A 20,483-nucleotide genomic window follows, 5' to 3' on the forward strand; every position below is an offset into this window, starting at 1 on the left:
TAGCCTGTTGCAATAACAACCAAAGGCACAGATACGCCCACCTTCTCATCAGGACACACACATGCAGGTAGAAAGCTTTTTCGAATGGTTGGGCCAGGCGCTCGGTTCGGTCATCCGTTTTATCGTCGACGGGCTCAGCGGCCTGTTTGGTGCGCTGACCCATGCCGGTGGCAACTTCATCGATGGCCTGTCCCGCACCTTGGGCATGGATACCTCGATCATCAGCATCCTCACCCTGATCATCGGCCTGATGCTGCTGTACTCGGCGGTTCGCGCCTTCATGCGGGCGTCGATCATCATGGGGATTATCTGGTTGCTGCTGGGCCTGTGGCTTCTGAGCTGGGTCGTCCACTGACCCCAAAACACCGCAAATCACCTGTGGGAGGGGGCTTGCCCCCGATAGCGGTGGGTCAGCTACAGATAAGCTGACTGATCCACCGCCATCGGGGGCAAGCCCCCTCCCACATTGAGGCCCCGTTTTACATTAACGCCCCTTGATCACCAGATCGGTCGGCGTCTCCCCCACCGCCTGCCAGTTCGGCCGGTACATCGACTCCACCTGCGGCGGCGGCACACGATAAGTCCCCGGCGTCACCGCCCGCGCCAGGTACAGCAGGTGCGTGGTACCGGAACCGTCCAGGTTGATCGCTGCCACATAGCGGTCGTCACGGAACTCCTGATGCTTGAGCGAGGCGTTCTGCATCGACTCACGCCATTCCTTCACCTGGCTGCTGGCGTTTTCCAGGCTGGCGGCGCTTTGCGCCAGGTTCTGGTTTTCCAGTTCCAGGCCGGCCGGCAGCAAATCTACCACCAGGGCATCCGGCACACGCTGCTTGGCGCTGACCGCCAGGTGCACCAGGACCAGCTCACCGCTGTTGAGGTTGCGCAGGTTCAGCGGCTGGCCGTTCATGCCCAGGTATTCGCGGCGGATGCTCAGGTTGTCGCCGCTGGCAGCCGGGGGCACCTGTGGATAACCCGAGATCGTCAATTGCTGGTACACCGGCGTCTCGCCCTGATTGCTCAAGGTCAAATCGCTGGACAGCAGCTTGCCTTCCAGCTCCAGCGTCGATTGCTGATTGTTCAACTCCTGCACGCCGCCACTGCCAGTGAGCGACACCTGCCAGTTCGCATCCGGCCTGGCAAACCCGAGGCGCCCCGCCAGGAACAGCGAGTTGCGCTCCTGGGTCGACAGATACGGGCTGGCCGCCAGTTGATCCGACAGCGTAAACAAACGCTCCTCACGCTTGCCTTTGGCCAGGTCGTTCTCTTCCAGCAAGGCCAGGATCATAGCCTGGTCGCGCAATGGGCTGCCGTAGTCGGCCAGCCACTCATTGGCGTTACGCTGCGTCGCCAGCCCAGCGAGCAAGGCCTGGTCCGCACGCGGCTGGTCGCCCATCTTCTGCAGCGCGATAGCCAACTGCACCAGCGGCAAACCGGAGCGCGCATCGCTGCGTCGATCGAAGATACTGCGCAGCGCCCCCAACGGCGCCTGCTGACTGCGCGCCAGCACCATGCCAGCGTAGGCCTGTACGGCAAAGCGCGTATGGTCGGCGTTATCGCTGTAGTCGACGTCGATCAGATTGCGTTCCTGCACGTAGCGCAACAGGCGCTCGCTGGCTTTCTTCAACGCTTCAGGCGGCACGGCAAAACCCTGGTCGCGGGCACGCAGCAGGAAGTCGGTGACGTAGGCCGTCAGCCAGTATTCTTCTTCGCCATCGGCGCCCCACAACCCGAAGCTGCCGTTGTAGCGCTGCATGCCCAGCAGGCGCTCGATGCCCAACTCGATCTTGCGTTTACGCTCACTGTCCGACTCACCCTTGATCGACAGGCGCTTGAGCAGCGCATCGTCGGCATACAGCGACGGGTACAGGCCGCTCGCGGTCTGTTCCAGGCAACCATAGGGGTAGGCCTTGAGTGCGCTGATCTGAGCACCCAGGTTCAGCGGCGGCCGGCTCGACAGGCTCAACAGTGCCTGGCGCCCCGATGAATCGAACTGATCGAGCGTGCCCGCCGGCAGGCTCCACGGCTGATCCTTGAGCACCGCGCGGTAATGCTTGAGCAGTGCCGGGTACGCCGGGCGCACGCCCAATGTCCATTCGCGAGTGAACGGTGGCAGGTTTTCACCCGGCAAGTCCAGCCCGTTCACGGTGACCTTGACCTTGCCCTGCCCCAAACCACCCCAGGCCTTCACCGGGATGCGCAGGGTGGTGCGCTGGCCTTGTTTCAACTCGACGGTCTGCGCGCCAGCGTTGACCAACTCCAACTGCCCTTCGGCGCTCAGTTGCACATCCAGCTTCTGGGCCTTGCCCGACAGGTTGGACAGGTCCAGCGCCAAGGTGGTCTGGTCACCACCGGCCAGGAAACGCGGCGCCGACAGCTCGGCAATCAAAGGCGCGGCGATCACCGTCTTGGCTTCGGCCATGCCGTAGCGGTCGTCGCTCCAGGCCTGGGCCATCAGGCGCAGTTCGCCGTTGAAGTCCGGGATATTGACGCTGACTTCGCCCTCGCCCTGCTCGTTCAGGGTCACCGGCGCACTTTGCAGGGCGACGATGGTCACGCTGGTGTCCGGGCGCTTGCCGCCCTTGGCCAGCGCGGCGTCACCGCCGAATGCCAGGCTGGCCAAGCGCCCCTGCCCGGCTTCGATCAACTGGCCGTAGATGTCGAACTGGTCCACGCCATAAGCCTTGCGGCCGAACAGGCTGGAGTAAGGGTCCGGCGTCGGGTATTCGGTAATGTTCAAGATGCCCACGTCCACCGCTGCCACCAGCACGTGCACCTGTTTCGGCACGCTGCCATCGGCGTTTTTCGCAGCGACTTTCACCGTCACCGGCTGTTTGGGACGCATTTTTTCCGGCGCGGCCAGGGTCACGCCGAGTTTACGCTGGGTGCGATCCAACGGCAGGTGCAGCAGGCCCACGGCACGTTTGGGCGTGATGTTGGCTTTGCGCTCGCCAGGGCGAATCACCAGGGCACTGACGTACAGGTCATGGCGCGACCACTTCGGGTCAAGCTTCACGGCAAAGCTTTTGCCCTCGGCCGGCACATCGATTTCCTGCCACCACAGCGGCCCTTCGGCGGACTCCACCAGCAGGTAGCCTTTGCCGGCAGCGGGCGGAGTGACGGTGACGTTGGCGGTATCGCCGTCGCCATAGGCCGGTTTGTCCAGCGCCAGCTTGACCTGGTCGGGGCGTACGGCGCCGCCTTCGGTGTTGTCCTGGGCCTGGTAGCCGGCCCAGAAGCGCAAGCTGCTGACCAGGCCGGTCTGCGGGTCTTCCACTTCGACGCGGTACGGGCCCCACTCCACCTGGAAGCTGACCTTGGCCGTATCGCCGGCCTTGATGTTCAGGGTCTGCTCGTCGAGGTTGAGGAATTTCTCGTTGAAGTGGTAGCTCCAGCCGTCGTTCTCGGAGTAGTTCCAGTAGTAGTCACGGCGCTCGCGCACCAGGCGCACCTTGAGGTTCTGCGCGGCGAGCTTCTGCCCGTCCTGGTTGGCCAGCAGCACTTCGAATTCCGCCGGGCCATCGCCATTGGTTTCCTTGCCGTCAAACAAGCCGCGCAGGCCCGGCAGTTGCTCGGCCGGCCAGATCGGCTGTACCAGGCGCCGAGTGATCGGCCGCCCGCCCGACTCGTGCAGGCTGGCTTGCACGATCAGTTGCAGCGGCGACTTGGCCTCGGCCCACTTGCTTTCCAGGGTCAACGCTTCCTGGCCCTTGGCATCGAGCACGCTTTCGTCCAGTTCGAAATCCTGGCTCAGCTCTTCTTCGGTGACAGAGCCGAACTGATAGCCCGGCAGCGACTTGACCGCTTCGCGCAACGGCCGCACATAAACCTGCCCGCTGACCCGGTTGCCCGATGCCGGCGCACCGTAGAGATAGCGCCCGGTGACTTGAATCACCGGGTTATCCGCCGGGCTCAATGCGGTATCGCTGCCCTTGAGTTCCAGCGCCAGGCGCTCGGGCAGGAAGTCTTCGACGAGAAATTCATACAGCTGCGGCTTGCCGTCGCCCAGGTCGAACACCAGCTGCCAGCGCCCGGTTGGCGCTTCGCCAGCCAATTGCAGTTGATATTGATAGAGACCGGAGGCGTCGGCATCCCACACGAATTTGCGGCTCACCTGCTCATCCGGGCGACGCACTTCGACGCTGACCGGTTGCGGTTTGACGGCATTGCCATCCTTGTCGCGCAGCAGGGCGTTGAGCAGCACGGTTTCGCCGGGGCGATACAGGTCACGCGGGCCAAAGACGAAAAACTGCAAGGGGTGGGACGGTTGCCCGCCGATATCGAACTCGGCCAGGTCCAATGCGGCACTGTCCAGGCGCAGCATGCTGGTCTGCTCGCCCTGCTTGGCCAGCAACACCTGGGCCTTTTTCGGCAACGGCAACTCGGCGTGGCCGCCCTTCTCGGTCTTGCCCTGGCCGACCACACGCCCCTCGGCGTCGAGCACCTCGAGGTCTACACCGTCCAGCGCCTTGCCGCCATCCAACGCCTGGGTGAACACATCCAGGCGATTGGCATAGCGGTGCACCGACAGGCCGATATCGCTCAAGGTAAACAACGTGGCCGGTTGGGAATAGTTGTAGGTGCCGGAGGCGCGCATCACCGCCAGGTACACGCCCGGCTGCTGCAGTTGCTTGAGGCCGGCGATCGGCAGCAACAGGGTTTCGCGGGTGTTGCGCGCCGGGTTCAGGTCGAAACGGCCGCCGTAGACCAGGTCTGCCAGTGGCAGCAGTTCGCGGGACTCATAGCTCTGCAGGCTGGTGTTGCGCCCCCACTGCGCGAGAAAAGTCGGCAGGGATTCGGGCTTGATGCGGAAGAATTCGACGTCGATCTTGTCGACGTTCAGCGCGATCACCGGCAACCCTTCAGCCAGACGCGTCGGCAGCAAGGTGCCACGGCTGGCGAAGCCGACGGTGGCTTGCAGGTCGCGGGTTTCCAGGCGGGCGCTGTACTCGGCGGCGAGTGTATTGCCGTTGACCGCCTTCACCCCGGCATCCACCGTGAGCACCAGTTTGCGCTGTGGCTCCAGGTGACGCAGGCGCAATTCCATGAGGTTGTCGGAGATTTCCCAGGCGCCATCGACCTTGCCGGACTTGCTGTCCACCAGGTGGAGTTTGTCGGCGAACTTCTGATCGGGATCCAGCGGAATGGAAAAGCTCACGGACAGGGTGCTGGCCCCATCGAGCTGCACTTCGGACACATCCACCACACTCAACTCACGGCCGGCATAACGCTGCTTCAGCGCCGCCACGTCCACCGCCGCCTTGGCCGGTTTGGGTGCAACCGTCGCCGCTGCTGGAGCGGTCGGGGCAGCCGGTTTATCGGAGGAATCGCAGGCGCTCAGCAGGGCCAGCGCACAAGCAAGGAACAGTCCTTTGTTAAGCATGGGGCACTCGTTGTGAGAGGGGTCCGAGGGGTGAACTATATATCAGCCCGCAGGGGGCCGATGTGGTGCTGGTCACATTGACCGACGGAGGGTGGTTTGGTTCTTGAAGGAACGCGAACGGAGCCAAATCCCACAAACGCTGGAGATCCAAATGTGAGAGGGGGCTTGCCCCCGATGGCAGTATGTCAGCCGATACATTTCCAGCTGACAGACCGCTATCGGGGGCAAGCCACCTCCCACATTGGTTCTGCAGTGAGATTAAGGGCCCGTTACAATGCCGCTCCCCCAAGGAGCCTCCATGCCCACCCTACTCACCGACTGGCGCCACCGCCCTACCCACCGCCGCGTCTGGGCCCTGGCCGCGCCGATGATCCTGTCGAATATCTCGGTGCCTCTCGTGGCCCTGGTCGACAGCATGGTCATCGGCCACCTGCCCCACGCCCATCAACTGGGGGCCGTGGCGGTCGGCGCCAGTCTGTATACCTTTCTGGCCTGGGCCATGGGTTTCCTGCGCATGGGCTCAACCGGTTTTGCCGCACAGGCTTCCGGGCGCAATGATGGGGCCGCGCTGCGACAAATCCTCCTGCAGGGCCTGCTACTGGCGTTGGGGTTGGCCATGCTGCTGGGCAGCGTGGGCATTCCGTTCAGCCATCTGGCATTGGAATGGATGCAACCCTCCCCCGAACTCAATCAACTGACCCAGGACTTTTTCCACACGCGCCTGTTCGGCCTGCCTGCCGCCCTTGCCAGCTACGCACTGGTCGGCTGGTTCCTCGGCACGCAGAACGCACGCGCGCCCTTGGCGATCCTGCTGACCACCAACCTGGTCAACATCGCGCTGAACCTGTGGTTTGTGCTGGGCCTGGATTGGGGGGTGGTCGGTTCGGCGCGGGCGTCCGTGATTGCCGAATGGACCGGCGCCTTGCTGGGCCTGGCGATGACGCAAAAAGCCCTGCGCGCCTACCCCGGCCATATCGCCTGGGCGGCGCTGAAACAGTGGGAAAGCTGGCGCCCGCTGCTGGCGGTGAACCGCGACATCTTCATCCGCAGCCTTGCGCTGCAATCGGTGTTTTTCATGATCACGGTGCAAGGTGCACGCCTGGGCGATGCCACCGTGGCGGCCAATGCACTGCTGCTCAACGGCCTGTTGTTGACAGCCCATGCGCTGGACGGCTTGGCCCATGCGGTGGAAGCCTTGTGCGGCCACGCCATCGGCGCCCACGACCGCCAGGCCATGCGACGTTCACTGGTCGTCGCTGGCGGTTGGTCGCTGATTGCCAGCGTCGGCTTTGCCCTGCTGTTCACGGTCTGCGGCCACCTGTTTATCGCCATGCAAACCGATATCCCCAGCGTGCGCGAAACGGCAGATATCTACCTGCCCTACCTGGCCGTATTGCCCTTGATTGCGGTGTGGAGCTATTTGCTCGACGGCTTGTTTATTGGTGCGACACGGGCGCGGGAAATGCGCAATGGGATGCTGTTGACCGTGGTTTCAGTGCTACCGGTTGCCTGGGCATTGCAGGGCCTGGGCAACCACGGGCTGTGGATTACCTTCCTGGTGTTCATGTCGGTGCGCAGTCTGTTGCTTTGGGTCATCGCCAGGCGAATCAATCGGGCGAATGGATGGTTCGACCCTCGTTTGGCATCCCGGTCATATTGGCCGTAACGCAAGGAACTCAGATACGCAATCTGGCGCCGGGACAAGCTATTGAGCTGGATATAACCCAGGCAACTGTGTGTACGCTCAATGCGTCAGGGTAGATTGACCTGCCCCATCCGGCGAGGTGACATAGCTCAAATGAAGACCCGTACTCGGCGCTCAAGCCCCACAGCAGGGTAGGGGCGAATGTGCTCGCTCCTACCCTCTCATAGCTTACGACGAAAGATACGACGACCGCGTCAGCCCTAACCGTAGTGCATCCAGGAACTGCGTGCGCTCACTGGCGCTGATCTTCGCGCTCGCACACTTGTCACGGTAGTGCGTCATCAACTCCTCCGGCGACAAGTGCACATAGCGCAGCATGTCTTCGATGGTGTCGTGGGTCTCGATACCGGCGCTGTACACCGAACCGTCTTCACGCTGGTAGATGTTCACCGAATCGGTGTCACCGAACAGGTTGTGCATGTCGCCGAGAATTTCCTGGTAAGCGCCTACCAGGAAGATCCCCAGCAAGTAGTCCTCACCTTCGTTCAAGCCGTGAACCGGCAGGCTGGTCTCGATGCTCTGCTCATCGACGTACTGCTTGATCTTGCCGTCGGAGTCGCAGGTCAGGTCTTGCAGTACGGCGCGACGCAGCGGCTCTTCGTCAAGGCGGTGCAGCGGCAGGATCGGCAATACCTGGCCAATGGCCCAGGTGTCCGGCAGGCTCTGGAACACCGAGAAGTTGCAGATGTACTTGTCGGCCAATTTGTCGTTGAGCTCATCCAGCACCTGGCGGTGCGAGCGCTGACGGGCCTTGAGCGAGTTGTGCAGGCGGCGGCACACGGCGAAGTAGCACTGCTCGGCCAGGGCTTTTTCGGCCAGGGTCAGCTTGCCGTCGGCGTACTGCGTGGCCACGTCGCTCATGTAGTGGGTGGCGCGCCAGTAGGTTTCGGTGACCATCTCGATGTCGGTCGGACCGAGCAGGTCCACCAGCCATTGCACGGTTTCCGGCAGGGCTTCCTTGTTTTCGATGGTCGGGATTTCGTCGTTGTGTTTCTCGACGTCAGTGACCTGCACCACCAGCATGGCGTGGTGGGCGGTCAGGGAACGGCCGCTTTCGGAGAAAATATTCGGGTGCGGCAGGCTCTGCGCGTCGCAGAATTCCTTGAGCATGCCCACGACCACGCCGGCGTAGTCATCCATGTCGTAGTTGATCGAACTGGCGTTACGCGAGTGCGTGCCGTCGTAGTCCACGCCCAGGCCGCCGCCCACGTCGATGTGGTCCACCGGCAGGCCGAGGTTGCGCAGCTCGCCGTAGTAACGGATGGCTTCCTTGAAACCGTGCTGGTAGTCGGCCAGGTTGGCGATCTGCGAGCCCATATGGAAGTGCAACAGGCGGATGCCCTGGTCCAGGCCGGCCGCACGGAAGCGCTCGACCACGGACAGCAGTTGCGCCGCCGACAGACCGAATTTGGATTTCTCGCCACCGGTGTCCGCCCACTTGCTCGACGCCAGGGAAGACAAACGCACACGCAGGCCAACCTGTGGCTTGACCTTGAGGCTGGCGGCTTCTTCGATCACCAGCTCAACTTCGGATTCTTTCTCGATCACGATGAACACGTTGTGGCCGAGCTTCTGGCCCATCAGCGCGAGGCGGATGAATTCGCGGTCCTTGTAACCGTTGCAGACGATGGTGCCGCCCTTCGGCGCCAGGGCCAGCACGGCCAGCAGCTCGGGCTTGGAGCCGGCTTCCAGGCCGATGGACACGTTCTGGGTGGCGATGATGTTCTCGATCACCGCTTCCTGCTGGTTCACCTTGATCGGGTACAGCGCGGTGTACTTGCTCTGGTATTCCAGGCGTTCGATGTTCGAATCGAAAGCGCCGGTCAGTTGGCGTACACGGTCTTGCAGGATGTCGGGGAAGCGCACCAGCAACGGCAACGACAGGCCGCTCTTGCGCAGCTCGTCGACTTGCTCGTACAGGTCGACGGGCGTGCTGTTCGGGCCGTTCGGACGAACTTCAACGCGACCGGCTTCATTGATCGCGAAATACCCGGCCCCCCAATGGCGGATCCCGTAAACGCTGCGGCTGTCCGCAACTGTCCATTGGCTGCCATCGTCTTTGCGTGTGCGTCGTACGGACATCGAAGTCCCCTATAAATGAAGGCGAAAGCGCCGCCTCTGGTTGAGGCTGGCGCAGTCTAAAGAATGAAAATGACGATTTGCCTGCGTGCAAGGTAGGACCCCGCGCGCAGGACAGAGTTTAGACACAGGTCGGGAAGAGGCTTTCAGCCGCCGGACTTCTTGGCCTTGTACCCGAGCTTGATCAGCTCGGCCAACAGCAACTCGACGTGATCGCCCTGAATCTCGATAACGCCGTCTTTCAACGCGCCACCGGTGCCACAGCGCTTTTTCAGCGTGGTGGCGAGCTCCTTCAGCGCGTCTTCGGCCAGCGGCACGCCGGTGATGGTGGTCACCGTCTTGCCGCCACGGCCTTTGCTCTCGCGTCGCACGCGGGCAATGCCGTCGCCTTCGGGAATCAGGGTCTGTTTGCAGGTGCAAGCGTCCACGGGCTGACGACAGTCCGGGCAGTGTCGACCTGCGTCGGTGGAAAATACCAGGCCACCAAGGGCGGCGAAGGATGCGGCTTTTTTGGCCACCGGCAATCCTCTTGGGAGGATGAAGACTGATCGATCAGACTGACCGACCGCGAAGCCCCACTCAGGCAGGGGCAGCGCTACCGAACCGCCAAGGCGGTTCGGGTGAAAAGTCGCGCAGTGTAACCACAAAAAGCCGACTTGCTAAGAGCCAAATGGCGCCAATTTATGCAACTTTAGCGACGTGAGGCCAGATAGCGGCGCAAGCCTTCCTGGGCGTCCGGGCAGTACGGCTTTTGCTCAGCCTCCTGCAGGACGGTGTCGATAGGTAAAAAGCGCGCTTCCATGACCTCTTCCGGCTGCAGGCGCAGCGGCCCGTCCCACACGGCTGAGTAGGATTTGCACCAGAGCCGGCTATCGCCATCTTCGAAGTAGAAGTGGTCATGTTCGACCAACGCCACCCCACTGACCCCAAGCTCTTCTTCCAGCTCACGGGCTGCCGACACGGCATAGGACTCACCCGCCGCCACCATCCCGCCTGCCGCCGTGTCCCAGTAACCGGGATACAGGGCTTTGCTCAAGGTGCGCCGATGCACACACAACTCACCGGCACTATTGAAAAGAAAGATAAAGGTGCAACGGCCGATCAGGCCGCGCTGGCGCAGGTCGGACCTGACAAGGTCGCCGAGCAGGTTGTCATGCTCATCGACCCAGCAGATCAGTTCAGCGTCGGAAGCCGCACGGTGGGCGGCCTCCTTTTGAGTAGCGTCCATCATCAACCCTGGTTGAGGAGCTGACGCAAGTCGATCACTGCAGCGTTTGCCCGGGAAATGTAATTGGCCATCACCAGCGAATGGTTCGCCAGTACGCCGAAGCCACTGCCATTAAGAATCATAGGACTCCACACCGGTTCCTGCGAGGCTTCCAGCTCACGAATGATCTGGCGCACGCTGACGGTGGCGTTTTTCTTGGCCAGTACGTCGGCAAAGTCCACTTCGATGGCGCGCAACAGGTGGGACAAGGCCCAGGCCTGGCCACGGGCTTCGTAGAACACGTTGTCGATCTGCATCCATGGAGTTTCCACCACTTCTTCATCGACCTGCGGCACTTCACCCGGCGCCAGCGCTTCGGTTTTCAGCGCAGTGTTCAGCTTCACGCGGCCCACACTGGCCGACAGGCGTTGCGACAGCGAGCCCAGGCGGGTGGCGACATCGCCCAGCCAGTTGTTCAGGTTGTCGGCCCGCGCATAGAACAACGCGCCTTTCTGGTTAGGGTCGGACAGGCGCGCTTCATAGCGGCTCAGGGAGTTGATGCCTTCCTGGTATTCGGACTCGCTGGATGGCAGCACCCAGCTCTTGTTATCGAAGTTGAAGCGCGGCTCGGCCTTGGCCAAGTCGGCGTCTTCGGCCGACTGCGACTGCGAGCGGGCGAAATCCTTACGCAGGGCGCGGGTCAAGTCGCGTACCTGCACCAGCACGCCGTATTCCCAGCTCGGCATGTTGTCCATCCACAGGCCTGGCGGGAAGCGGTCGTTGGAAATGTAGCCACCCGGCTTGTTCAGCAAGGTGCCAACCACCGTCTTGAGGGTTTCGACGGTGGTAAAGCCCACCACCATCTGCTTGCCGTCTTTTTCGGCGGCAATCTGCGCGTTCTGCTGGACCGGGAACAGCGCCGGCTCTTCGCTCCAGTACCAGCCCAAGGCGCCTGTGACCAACAGGTACAGGCCGAGCACACTGAGCACGGCGCGGCTCATCAGCAGGGTACGAAAATAGCTGCGGTTGGCCGACTTGGGCTCAGGGGCGGGGCCTTTGGCGCTGCCTGCACGGTTTTTCCAGTCCAGCATGGCGATATCCTTTCAATCACTTGAGTTCATGCACTTGAATTGATGGCGTGCGTTCAAACACTCCGACCACAACCCTACCCCATCGTGCCCGCCCGTGCGGGGCTTTTCGCCAAACTGGCGCACAGAGGCTGTTCGACTATAAAGAATGCACGCTTTTTACGCCGCGCGACCAGCGGGTCAGCAACTGAATACTCCGCACGTACAGTTTATTGACGTATGACACTCATCCCACGGGAAAGAGGTGCTAGCATAGAGCCATCAGTCGACCTCAGCATGCACCCTCACTAGTAGTCAGGATATGACCGAGCCAGAAGACCCCAGCCGTGAGCGCCTAAAGCAGCATTTTGCCCAGCGGGTAATTCATCAGGCACGTCAAATTCTTGAGATCTGGCAGCGCCTGCAACGCAGCGAGTGGTCCGGCACCGACCTTTCCGAACTCAGCGAGGCCAATCTGCGCCTGCTGCGCTTTGCCGAACGCTTCGAACAGCCGGAACACAGCCAGTTGGCGCAGCACATCGGCGAATCCCTCAAGGCCGTGGACGAAAACCGCGGGCGCCTGAGCAGCCAACTGATCACCGAACTCAACCGCCTGATGCAACGCCTGTCCCGCACCGGGCTGCGCCAGGGCGACCAGCTTGAGCAAACCTTCCTGCCGCCGATGCGCAAGCCGATCTACGTGATGCTGGCTGATCACGACCGTGCCGAGCGCCTGGCCAAGCAGTTGGAGTTCTTTGGCATGAGCGCCCAGTCCCTGGACAGTGTCGCGGCGTTTCGCGCGTCGATGGCCGAGCGCCTGCCGTCGGCGATTGTGATGGACGTGGACTTCTGCGGTGCCGGCCTGGGCCTCAAGCTCGCCGCCGAGGCCCAGGAAGGCCTGGAGCAGAAGCTGCCACTGCTGTTTTTCAGCCTGCACGAAACCGACACCCCGACCCGCCTCGCCGCCGTGCGCGCCGGAGGCCAGGAATTCCTCACCGGTACGCTGGAAGCCTCCAGCTTGCTGGAAAAGATCGAAGTGCTGACCTGCGTCGCCCAGTACGAGCCGTATAAAGTGCTGATCATCGACGACTCGCGGGCCCAGGCGCTGCACACCGAACGGCTGCTCAACAGCGCCGGTATCGTCACCCGCACCTTGATCGAGCCGATCCAGGCAATGGCCGAGCTGGCGGACTTCCAGCCCGACCTGATCATCCTCGACATGTATATGCCCGCCTGTACCGGCACCGAACTGGCCAAGGTCATCCGCCATAACGACCGTTACGTCAGCGTGCCGATCATTTACCTGTCGGCCGAAGACGACCTGGACAAGCAACTGGACGCCATGAGCGAAGGCGGCGATGACTTCCTCACCAAGCCGATCAAACCGCGCCACCTGATCACCACCGTGCGCAACCGTGCGGCGCGGGCGCGCAACCTCAAGGCGCGGATGGTGCGCGACAGCCTGACCGGCCTGTACAACCACACCCATATCCTGCAACTGCTCGAAGACTGCAGCTTCCGCGCACGCCGCGAGAACAAGCCGCTGAGCTTCGCCATGCTCGACATCGACCACTTCAAGCGGGTCAACGACAGCCACGGCCACCCCATGGGCGACCGCGTGATCAAGAGCCTGGCGCTGTTTCTCAAGCAGCGCCTGCGCAAGACCGACTACATAGGGCGCTACGGCGGTGAAGAATTCGCCATTGTGATGCCTGACACCGATTTGGAAGCCGCCTGCAAAGTACTGGATGAAATCCGTGGGCGCTTTGCCGAAATCCATTACCCGGCCCAACCCCAGGATTTGTGGTGCACCTTCAGCGCCGGGGTGGTGGAGCTGTGCGACGGCTCCGACAGCCTGATGATGGCCGCCCAGGCCGACGAGGCGCTGTACCGCGCCAAGGACGCCGGACGCAATCGCGTACAACCCGCACGCGCATCAAAGCAAAGTGCCATCTTTTCACCGGAATCCACTGAATCCGTCATAACGCTGTAATGGAAACGCAATAACTTCAGGCACTTATCTTTTGCTGTCGGTTGAAACCCCGCATGCGCCTGAAGCTGCTGACCAATCTCAATACCCTTCTTCTGGTGGCCGTGTGCCTGGCGCTGGGGGCGACGTTGTGGTGGTCGCAACGGGCGCTGGAGCGACCCTATTTGCTGATGGAGCGCTACCTGGGCCTGTCGCAGACGTTCCAGAATGAAGCCGCACGCAATATCGACGATTACCTGGCCAGCGGCGACGCCCTGCGCTTGAGCAGCGCGGGCCAGAGCCTGGAGAGCCTGTTGCAGCATCTGGACGAGTTGCCTGCGGACCTTGCGCAGAACCTGCGCCCGAGCCTGGTGGACCTGGATGCGTTCAGCAAGACTGAGTTGCTGGCGGCCGGTAAGCTGGCAGGCGACCCGCAAGCCTTGCTGCTACAGGCCGAACGTGAATTGGGCGCGAACCTGGAACAACTGAGCCAGTACGCCATCGGCGTGAACTCTCCCGAAGCCGCGCGCTATCTGCCGCCGTTGCTGGCCGCCTCCCAGCACCTGGGCAAGTTATCCCTGGCCCGCGACAAACTGGTGAGCAGCGGGCGTGCGGAACTGGCCGACGATGTGGAACGCGAAGTCGGCGCTATCCGCAGCCAGGCCGACCTGTTGGAGCAACTGCCGTTGCTCGGCGTCAAGGCCAGCGCCGAATCCAGCGCCGATGACTTTTCCGCGCTGATGGGGCTGCAGAACAGCGAAAAAACCGAAGCCCAGGACACCGGCGTCGACCTCAAGCGTGAACTCAATAGCCTGCTGACCCGCTACCCCGCCGAACTCAAGCGCACCCGCGACCAGATCCAGCAACGCACCGAACTGGCCGCCAAGACCCACCAGAAAATCAACTCCGTTCAGCAAGCCATCGCCGCACTGGAACCGGTGGTGCGCGCGCAACATGGCCAAATCCAGGGTGAAGTGCGCCTGATGCAAGGGCTGATGATTGGCCTGATCCTGTTGATCGCGCTGCTGATCGACACCTTGCAACGCAAGCTGGCGCGGGTGCTGACCAATCTGGCGCCGGCCCTGTCGACTTGGGCCGAGGGTGACTTCAGCCAGCCGATTGCCCTGGGCAAGACCAATCGCGAACTGCACGATATCGAAGCGTCTCTGAACCGCCTGCGCACCTACCTGGTGGACTTGGTCGGCACCATTCGCGGCAACGCCGAAGAAGTTGCCAGCAGCAGCCGTACCCTCGCCGAACTGAGCAGCGGCCTGCACGACGGCGCCGAACGCCAGGCAGGGGATACTGCGCAAATCCGAGATTCATTGGGTGAACTGGAGGCGACGATCCAGCAAGTCGCCGGTGATGCCAGCCAGGCTGCCGGCGCCAGTCGCAGTGCCGGCCAGGCCGTGGAACAAGGCCAGCGCGTGATCGGCCTGAGCCTCACCGGCCTGCGTGCCCTGGTGGGCGAAGTGCAGCAAAACGCGCAGATGATCGAAAAACTGGCTGAGGAATCCGCCACCATCGGCGGCGTGCTCACGGTGATCCGCTCGATTGCCGACCAGACCAACCTGCTGGCCCTCAACGCTGCCATCGAGGCCGCCCGTGCCGGTGAAGCCGGACGCGGTTTTGCCGTGGTGGCCGACGAGGTGCGCTCGCTGGCCCAACGCACCGCTGGCGCCACCGCAGAAATCCAGACCTTGATCGCCGGGCTGCAGAGCGCCGCCCACCAATCGGTGCAAGGCATGCGGGCCCAGGTCGAACACGCCGAAGCCACCGCCCAGCAAGCCCAGGCGGCGGACGGTGCGCTGGATGAGATTGTCGGCGCGATCCAGACCATTTCCGACACCGCCGTGCGCATCGCCGATGTGACCGCGCAGCAGAGTGGTGCCGTCAGCGAGATTCGCGACAACAGTGAGCGGATTCATCAGTTGGGTGAGGACAACTTGCTGCGAATCGGCCAGGGCCGCAGCCAGGGTGAGCACTTGCTGGTGCTAGGTGGGCAGCTCAACACTGCCGTTCAAGCCTTCCGCGTCTGACACGATCTTCAACCTTATAGAGATCAAATGTGGGAGGGGGCTTGCCCCCGATTGCAGTGTGTCAGCCTCAGTGTCTGTAACTGACCCAGCGCTATCGGGGGCAAGCCCCCTCCCACATTTGACCTTCATGGCATTCAGTAGCGTATTACCCATGACCGGATCACCGGCCACAGTCACAAATTTCGCGCTATCCTCGCTAATCGTGCCGCCTACTGCATAGAACTGGACAGTCACAAAGGCTTTGCGGCATAGTCGCCGGGTTCTGCCGTACCCCCATCAATAACAAGGAACAGCCGATGGCGACCTTACTGGTTCTTCACGGACCCAACCTGAACCTGCTCGGCACCCGTGAACCGGGCGTCTACGGGGCAGTCACCCTGGACCAGATCAACCTTGATCTCGAACGCAGGGCGCGTGAAGCCGGCCACCATCTGCTCTACCTGCAAAGCAATGCCGAGTACGAATTGATTGATCGCATCCATGCCGCGCGCGGCGAAGGCGTGGATTTCATCCTGATCAATCCCGCCGCTTTTACGCATACAAGTGTTGCATTACGTGACGCGCTGCTGGCGGTGAGCATCCCATTCATCGAAGTGCATTTGTCGAACGTGCACAAACGCGAAGCTTTCCGCCATCACTCCTACTTCTCCGATGTAGCGGTAGGTGTGATCTGCGGCCTTGGCGCCAGCGGTTACCGACTGGCCCTGGAGGCCGCCCTGGAACAACTTGAACAACCGGCCAAGCGCCCCTGACCGACCCTTGGGAGTTGATGATTCATGGATATCCGTAAAGTTAAGAAACTGATCGAACTGCTGGAAGAATCCGGTATCGACGAGCTGGAAATCAAGGAAGGCGAAGAGTCCGTACGGATCAGCCGCCACAGCAAGACCCCGGCCCAGCAGTTCTATGCACCACAGATGCAAGCGCCGGCTCCGGCCGCTGCTGCTCCGGCCGCCGCGCCTGCTGCTGCCGCTGCACCTGCCGCCCCAGCCGCTCCGGCGCTGAACGGCTTCGTGGTCAAGTCGCCAATGGTCGGTACGTTCTACCGCACCCCGGCACCGACTTCGCCAGCCTTCGTTGAAGTCGGCGCTACCGTGAAAGTGGGCGACACCATCTGCATCGTTGAAGCGATGAAGATGATGAACCACATCACCGCTGAAAAAGCCGGCGTCATCGAATCCATCCTGGTAGAAAACGGTCAGCCGGTTGAGTACGACCAGCCGCTGTTCACCATCGTTTGAACCGCGGAGCGCCTTCGATGTTGAAACCTGCGAAGAAACTGCAAAAAGTCCTGATCGCCAACCGCGGCGAGATCGCGCTGCGTATCCTGCGCGCCTGTAAGGAAGAGGGCATCAAGACCGTCGCTGTTTACTCGACGGCCGATACCGAATTGATGCACGTGAAACTGGCGGACGAAAGCATCTGCATCGGCCCGCCACTGGCCACGAACTCGTACTTGAAAGTCTCGAACATCATCGCGGCCGCGGAAGTGACCGGCGCTGATGGCATCCACCCTGGCTACGGCTTCCTCGCGGAAAACGCCGATTTCGCCGAACAGGTGGAAAAGTCCGGGTTTGCCTTCATCGGCCCGAAAGCCGAAACCATTCGCCTGATGGGTGACAAGGTGTCGGCCAAGGACGCCATGATCGCGGCCGGCGTGCCAACCGTTCCAGGCTCCGACGGCCCGCTGCCGGAAGACGAGGAAACCGCGCTGCGCATTGGTCGCGAAGTCGGCTACCCGGTGATCATCAAGGCCGCCGGTGGCGGTGGTGGTCGCGGCATGCGCGTGGTGCATAAGGAAGAAGACCTGATCGAAGCTGCCAAGCAGACTCGCTCCGAAGCGGGCGCCTGGTTCGGCAACCCGATGGTCTACCTGGAGAAGTACCTGACCAACCCACGTCACGTGGAAGTGCAAGTACTGTCCGACGGCCAAGGCCACGCCATCCACCTGGGCGACCGCGACTGCTCGCTGCAACGTCGTCACCAGAAGGTCCTGGAAGAAGCGCCAGCACCGGGTCTGGATGAAAAAGCGCGCCAGGAAGTACTGGCTCGTTGCGTCAAGGCGTGCATCGACATCAACTACCGTGGCGCGGGTACTTTCGAGTTCCTGTACGAGAACGGTCGTTTCTACTTCATCGAGATGAACACTCGTGTGCAGGTAGAGCATCCGGTGTCGGAGATGGTCACCGGTATCGACATCGTCAAGGAGATGCTCAGCATCGCCGCCGGCAACCCGCTGTCCTTCACCCAGGACGACGTGAAGATGCACGGCCACTCCCTGGAGTGCCGCATCAACGCCGAAGACCCGAAAACCTTTATCCCAAGCCCTGGCCTGGTCAAGCATTTCCACGCGCCCGGCGGCAACGGCGTACGTGTGGATTCGCACCTGTACAGCGGCTACAAGGTGCCGTCCAACTACGACTCGCTGATCGGCAAGCTGATCACCTGGGGCGCTACCCGCGACGAGGCCATGGCCCGTATGCGCAACGCCCTGGACGAAATCGTGGTCGACGGCATCAAGACCAACATCCCGCTGCATCGGGACCTGGTCCGTGATGAAGGCTTCTGCGAAGGTGGTGTGAACATCCACTACCTGGAACACAAGCTGGCCAACCAGTAAGTGCGCCAAACGACACAGCCGCCTCCGGGCGGCTTTGTTGTTTACGGGCCCCGGATTTCCTGGATGTACAGGGTCCAATGTGGCAAAGAGCTTGCCCCCTCCCACAGTTGTCCTGTGTATATTTTGAATACTGCAAATCGCCAGCACAGTCGTCTTCTGACCGCTGCTCGCGTAAACTTGCGCCCTTTCGCAGCCCCACCGCGCTGCACACTCATTTTTTCAAAGGTGCCCGCCATGCCTTGGCTGCAAGTCCGTCTCGCCATCAGCCCAGAACAAGCCGAAACCTATGAAGACGCTTTCCTCGAAGTAGGCGCTGTCTCCGTAACGTTCATGGACGCCGAAGACCAGCCGATCTTCGAACCCGAACTCAACACCACGCCGCTGTGGTCCCACACCCATTTGCTGGCCCTGTTCGAAGACGGCACCGATGCCGCCAGCGTCCTGGCCCATATGGAGCTGCTCACCGGCGGCCCGCTGCCAGAGCACCACAGCGAAGTCATCGAAGACCAGGACTGGGAACGCAGCTGGATGGACAACTTCCAGCCGATGCGTTTTGGTCAGCGCCTGTGGATTGTACCGAGCTGGCATGCCGCGCCCGAGCCCGACGCCGTCAACCTGCTGCTGGATCCGGGCCTGGCGTTCGGCACCGGCACCCACCCGACCACCGCGCTGTGCCTGGAATGGCTGGACGGCCAGGACCTGACCGACAGCCACGTGCTGGACTTCGGCTGCGGCTCGGGGATCCTGGCGATTGCCGCCCTGTTGCTCGGCGCCAAGGAAGCCGTGGGCACCGACATCGACGTGCAAGCCCTGGAAGCCTCTCGCGATAACGCCGGGCGCAACAACATTCCTGAAGGCAAATTCCCACTCTACCTGCCGGAGCAATTGCCCCAGGTACAGGCCGACGTGCTGGTGGCCAACATCCTCGCCGGCCCGCTGGTGTCGTTGGCGCCGCAGTTGTCGAGCCTGGTCAAGCCGGGCGGCCGCCTGGCGCTGTCGGGCATCCTGGCCGAGCAGGGCGAAGACGTCGCCGCTGCCTACGCCAAGGATTTCGAGCTGGACCCGATCGCCAACCGCGATGGCTGGGTACGCATCAGCGGTCGTCGGCGCTAGAATGAGCGCTTGCCTGAATCGGATGGCCGCATGACCGACAGTTTCGTCACCCAGTGCCCGCATTGCCAAGCACGCTTTCGCGTCAACCACGCTCAATTGAGCGTGGCCCGTGGCGTGGTGCGCTGCGGCTCGTGCCTGCAAGTGTTCAATGCGGCTCGCCAGCTGCTGGAGCAACGCGCCCAGGCGCCGACACCGCAGCCCGAGGCGACTCCCGAGGCGCCGCGCGCCATCAGCCAGAAACAGTGGAGCGCCGAAGAGCTGGACCTGGACAACCTGGACCTGGATGAAGAACTGGCCAAGCTGGAACGCCGCGAGATTCAGCACACGCAGCCTGTTGGCGCAGATCGTCGCCAGCCCGGCACCGACCGCCGCCAAAAGGATGAGTCCTTCAGCGCCAGCCGCGACACGGTCAAGGCCGAAGAAGAAAAATGGGCGGCAAGCCTGTTCAGCGAGCCGCCTGAAGAGCGCCTCCACGTCACCGAAGACCAGCCAGAACCTGCGACCAGGCAGCGTACCGAACCGTCCATGTCGTTCCACACCGACCATCGCGACGATGAGCCCCCCCTGCGTTCAACACCAGACGATGACGACATCGACCCACCGTTTACACCGCTGACCAAAGCGGCCGAACCCGACGATCGCCTGCCCCCCCGCCGCAAGCGCCCACGCGCTGAAACCAGCGCCCATGACGACCTGCTGCAGGACCTGGAAGACGATCCACTGCACCTCTACGCACAAAAACGCCCGACAGGCCTGGGCCGTCGCCTGGTCTGGCTGCTGCTGGTGCTGATCGCCGCCGCCGGCCTCGCAGGCCAATACATCGCCTACCAATTCGACGACCTGGCCCGCCAGGACGCCTATCGCCCGTGGTTCCAGCAACTGTGCCCCACCCTGGGTTGCACCGTGCCATCGCGGGTCGATATTGCCCATATCAAGAGCAGTAACCTGGTAGTGCGCAGCCACCCGGATTTCGCCGGGGCGCTGGTGGTGGACGCGATCATCTACAACCGCGCCACCTTCTCCCAGCCCTTCCCGCTGCTGGAGCTGCGTTTTGCCGACCTGAACGGCAACCTGATTGCCAGCCGTCGCTTCAAACCCGCCGAATACCTCAGCGGTGAGCTGGCCGGCGTTAGCGAAATGCCATCGCAAACCCCGATCCATATCTCACTGGATATCCTCGATCCGGGCAACAAAGCCGTGAATTACAGCCTGAGCTTCCATTCGCCCGAGTGAATCGGTTCACGCGTTGAAGTTTGACGGCAGGTTATTGACTTTCCCCTGCGTAACCAAACCGCTGGCGA

14 protein-coding genes are annotated in these 20,483 nt (G+C 62.2%); 9 read left to right on the forward strand and 5 right to left on the reverse strand.

What is annotated here, in order from left to right:
* Positions 1-61: 61 nt before the first annotated feature.
* Complete coding sequence (locus BM026_RS26535; protein WP_071491590.1) at positions 62-355, forward strand: hypothetical protein; 294 nt, start codon at positions 62-64, stop codon at positions 353-355.
* 129 nt (positions 356-484) lie between these two features.
* On the opposite strand, the gene BM026_RS26540 is transcribed toward BM026_RS26535, so the two are convergent.
* On the reverse strand, positions 485-5,383 hold the full coding sequence (locus BM026_RS26540; RefSeq protein WP_093530632.1) for an alpha-2-macroglobulin family protein: 4,899 nt from the start codon (positions 5,381-5,383) through the stop codon (positions 485-487).
* Positions 5,384-5,681: 298 nt separating this feature from the next.
* Here BM026_RS26540 and BM026_RS26545 point away from each other — a divergent pair, with 298 nt between their 5' ends.
* On the forward strand, positions 5,682-7,049 hold the full coding sequence (locus BM026_RS26545) for an MATE family efflux transporter (protein ID WP_092249963.1): 1,368 nt from the start codon (positions 5,682-5,684) through the stop codon (positions 7,047-7,049).
* Between the two features lie 207 nt (positions 7,050-7,256).
* On the opposite strand, the gene speA is transcribed toward BM026_RS26545, so the two are convergent.
* The 4 genes from speA to BM026_RS26565 all read right to left on the reverse strand — a co-directional run bounded on the left by speA (position 7,257) and on the right by BM026_RS26565 (position 11,375).
* A complete protein-coding gene (gene speA, locus BM026_RS26550) occupies positions 7,257-9,170 on the reverse strand; it encodes an arginine decarboxylase (protein WP_071491593.1) in 1,914 nt (637 codons plus the stop codon).
* Between the two features lie 143 nt (positions 9,171-9,313).
* The gene (locus BM026_RS26555) at positions 9,314-9,685 is read right to left on the reverse strand and encodes a translation initiation factor Sui1 (protein WP_017849660.1); all 372 of its coding nucleotides are present in this window, start codon (positions 9,683-9,685) and stop codon (positions 9,314-9,316) included.
* Positions 9,686-9,858: 173 nt separating this feature from the next.
* On the reverse strand, positions 9,859-10,395 hold the full coding sequence (locus tag BM026_RS26560) for an NUDIX hydrolase (protein ID WP_092249960.1): 537 nt from the start codon (positions 10,393-10,395) through the stop codon (positions 9,859-9,861).
* Positions 10,396-10,397: 2 nt separating this feature from the next.
* Entirely contained in the window at positions 10,398-11,375 is a 978-nt protein-coding gene (locus BM026_RS26565; RefSeq protein ID WP_371322043.1) for a DUF2333 family protein, read from the reverse strand.
* Positions 11,376-11,763: 388 nt separating this feature from the next.
* Between BM026_RS26565 and BM026_RS26570 the strand changes: the two genes are divergently transcribed.
* The 7 genes from BM026_RS26570 to BM026_RS26600 all read left to right on the forward strand — a co-directional run bounded on the left by BM026_RS26570 (position 11,764) and on the right by BM026_RS26600 (position 20,415).
* Entirely contained in the window at positions 11,764-13,434 is a 1,671-nt protein-coding gene (locus tag BM026_RS26570) for a response regulator (protein ID WP_093128480.1), read from the forward strand.
* A gap of 971 nt (positions 13,435-14,405) precedes the next feature.
* Entirely contained in the window at positions 14,406-15,449 is a 1,044-nt protein-coding gene (locus BM026_RS29715; RefSeq protein WP_371914422.1) for a methyl-accepting chemotaxis protein, read from the forward strand.
* 296 nt (positions 15,450-15,745) lie between these two features.
* Positions 15,746-16,201, forward strand: coding sequence for a type II 3-dehydroquinate dehydratase (gene aroQ / locus BM026_RS26580; RefSeq protein ID WP_010213488.1), 456 nt, complete (start codon positions 15,746-15,748; stop codon positions 16,199-16,201).
* Between the two features lie 24 nt (positions 16,202-16,225).
* Positions 16,226-16,690 (forward strand): acetyl-CoA carboxylase biotin carboxyl carrier protein, encoded by a 465-nt coding sequence (gene accB / locus BM026_RS26585; protein WP_010213489.1) that lies wholly within the window; start codon positions 16,226-16,228, stop codon positions 16,688-16,690.
* Positions 16,691-16,707: 17 nt separating this feature from the next.
* Complete coding sequence (gene accC / locus BM026_RS26590) at positions 16,708-18,069, forward strand: acetyl-CoA carboxylase biotin carboxylase subunit (protein ID WP_010213490.1); 1,362 nt, start codon at positions 16,708-16,710, stop codon at positions 18,067-18,069.
* A gap of 234 nt (positions 18,070-18,303) precedes the next feature.
* Complete coding sequence (prmA, locus tag BM026_RS26595; protein ID WP_071491599.1) at positions 18,304-19,182, forward strand: 50S ribosomal protein L11 methyltransferase; 879 nt, start codon at positions 18,304-18,306, stop codon at positions 19,180-19,182.
* A 30-nt stretch (positions 19,183-19,212) separates the two neighbouring features.
* Entirely contained in the window at positions 19,213-20,415 is a 1,203-nt protein-coding gene (locus BM026_RS26600; RefSeq protein WP_093530634.1) for a DUF3426 domain-containing protein, read from the forward strand.
* The last annotated feature ends 68 nt before the right edge of the window (positions 20,416-20,483 follow it).

This window comes from Pseudomonas sp. NFPP24, from assembly GCF_900112095.1.
Lineage (GTDB): Bacteria > Pseudomonadota > Gammaproteobacteria > Pseudomonadales > Pseudomonadaceae > Aquipseudomonas > Aquipseudomonas extremorientalis.

Bases quoted from the DNA above. Each gene is read 5' to 3' on its own strand.
- BM026_RS26535 (WP_071491590.1), top strand. From the start codon at position 62: ATGCAGGTAGAAAGCTTTTTCGAATGGTTGGGCCAGGCGCTCGGTTCG.
- accB (WP_010213489.1), top strand. From the start codon at position 16,226: ATGGATATCCGTAAAGTTAAGAAACTGATCGAACTGCTGGAAGAATCC.
- accC (WP_010213490.1), top strand. From the start codon at position 16,708: ATGTTGAAACCTGCGAAGAAACTGCAAAAAGTCCTGATCGCCAACCGC.
- BM026_RS26545 (WP_092249963.1), top strand. From the start codon at position 5,682: ATGCCCACCCTACTCACCGACTGGCGCCACCGCCCTACCCACCGCCGC.
- BM026_RS26600 (WP_093530634.1), top strand. From the start codon at position 19,213: ATGACCGACAGTTTCGTCACCCAGTGCCCGCATTGCCAAGCACGCTTT.
- BM026_RS26570 (WP_093128480.1), top strand. From the start codon at position 11,764: ATGACCGAGCCAGAAGACCCCAGCCGTGAGCGCCTAAAGCAGCATTTT.
- prmA (WP_071491599.1), top strand. From the start codon at position 18,304: ATGCCTTGGCTGCAAGTCCGTCTCGCCATCAGCCCAGAACAAGCCGAA.
- BM026_RS29715 (WP_371914422.1), top strand. From the start codon at position 14,406: ATGATTGGCCTGATCCTGTTGATCGCGCTGCTGATCGACACCTTGCAA.
- BM026_RS26565 (WP_371322043.1), bottom strand. From the start codon at position 11,375: ATGAGCCGCGCCGTGCTCAGTGTGCTCGGCCTGTACCTGTTGGTCACA.
- BM026_RS26540 (WP_093530632.1), bottom strand. From the start codon at position 5,383: ATGCTTAACAAAGGACTGTTCCTTGCTTGTGCGCTGGCCCTGCTGAGC.
- BM026_RS26560 (WP_092249960.1), bottom strand. From the start codon at position 10,395: ATGGACGCTACTCAAAAGGAGGCCGCCCACCGTGCGGCTTCCGACGCT.
- speA (WP_071491593.1), bottom strand. From the start codon at position 9,170: ATGTCCGTACGACGCACACGCAAAGACGATGGCAGCCAATGGACAGTT.
- aroQ (WP_010213488.1), top strand. From the start codon at position 15,746: ATGGCGACCTTACTGGTTCTTCACGGACCCAACCTGAACCTGCTCGGC.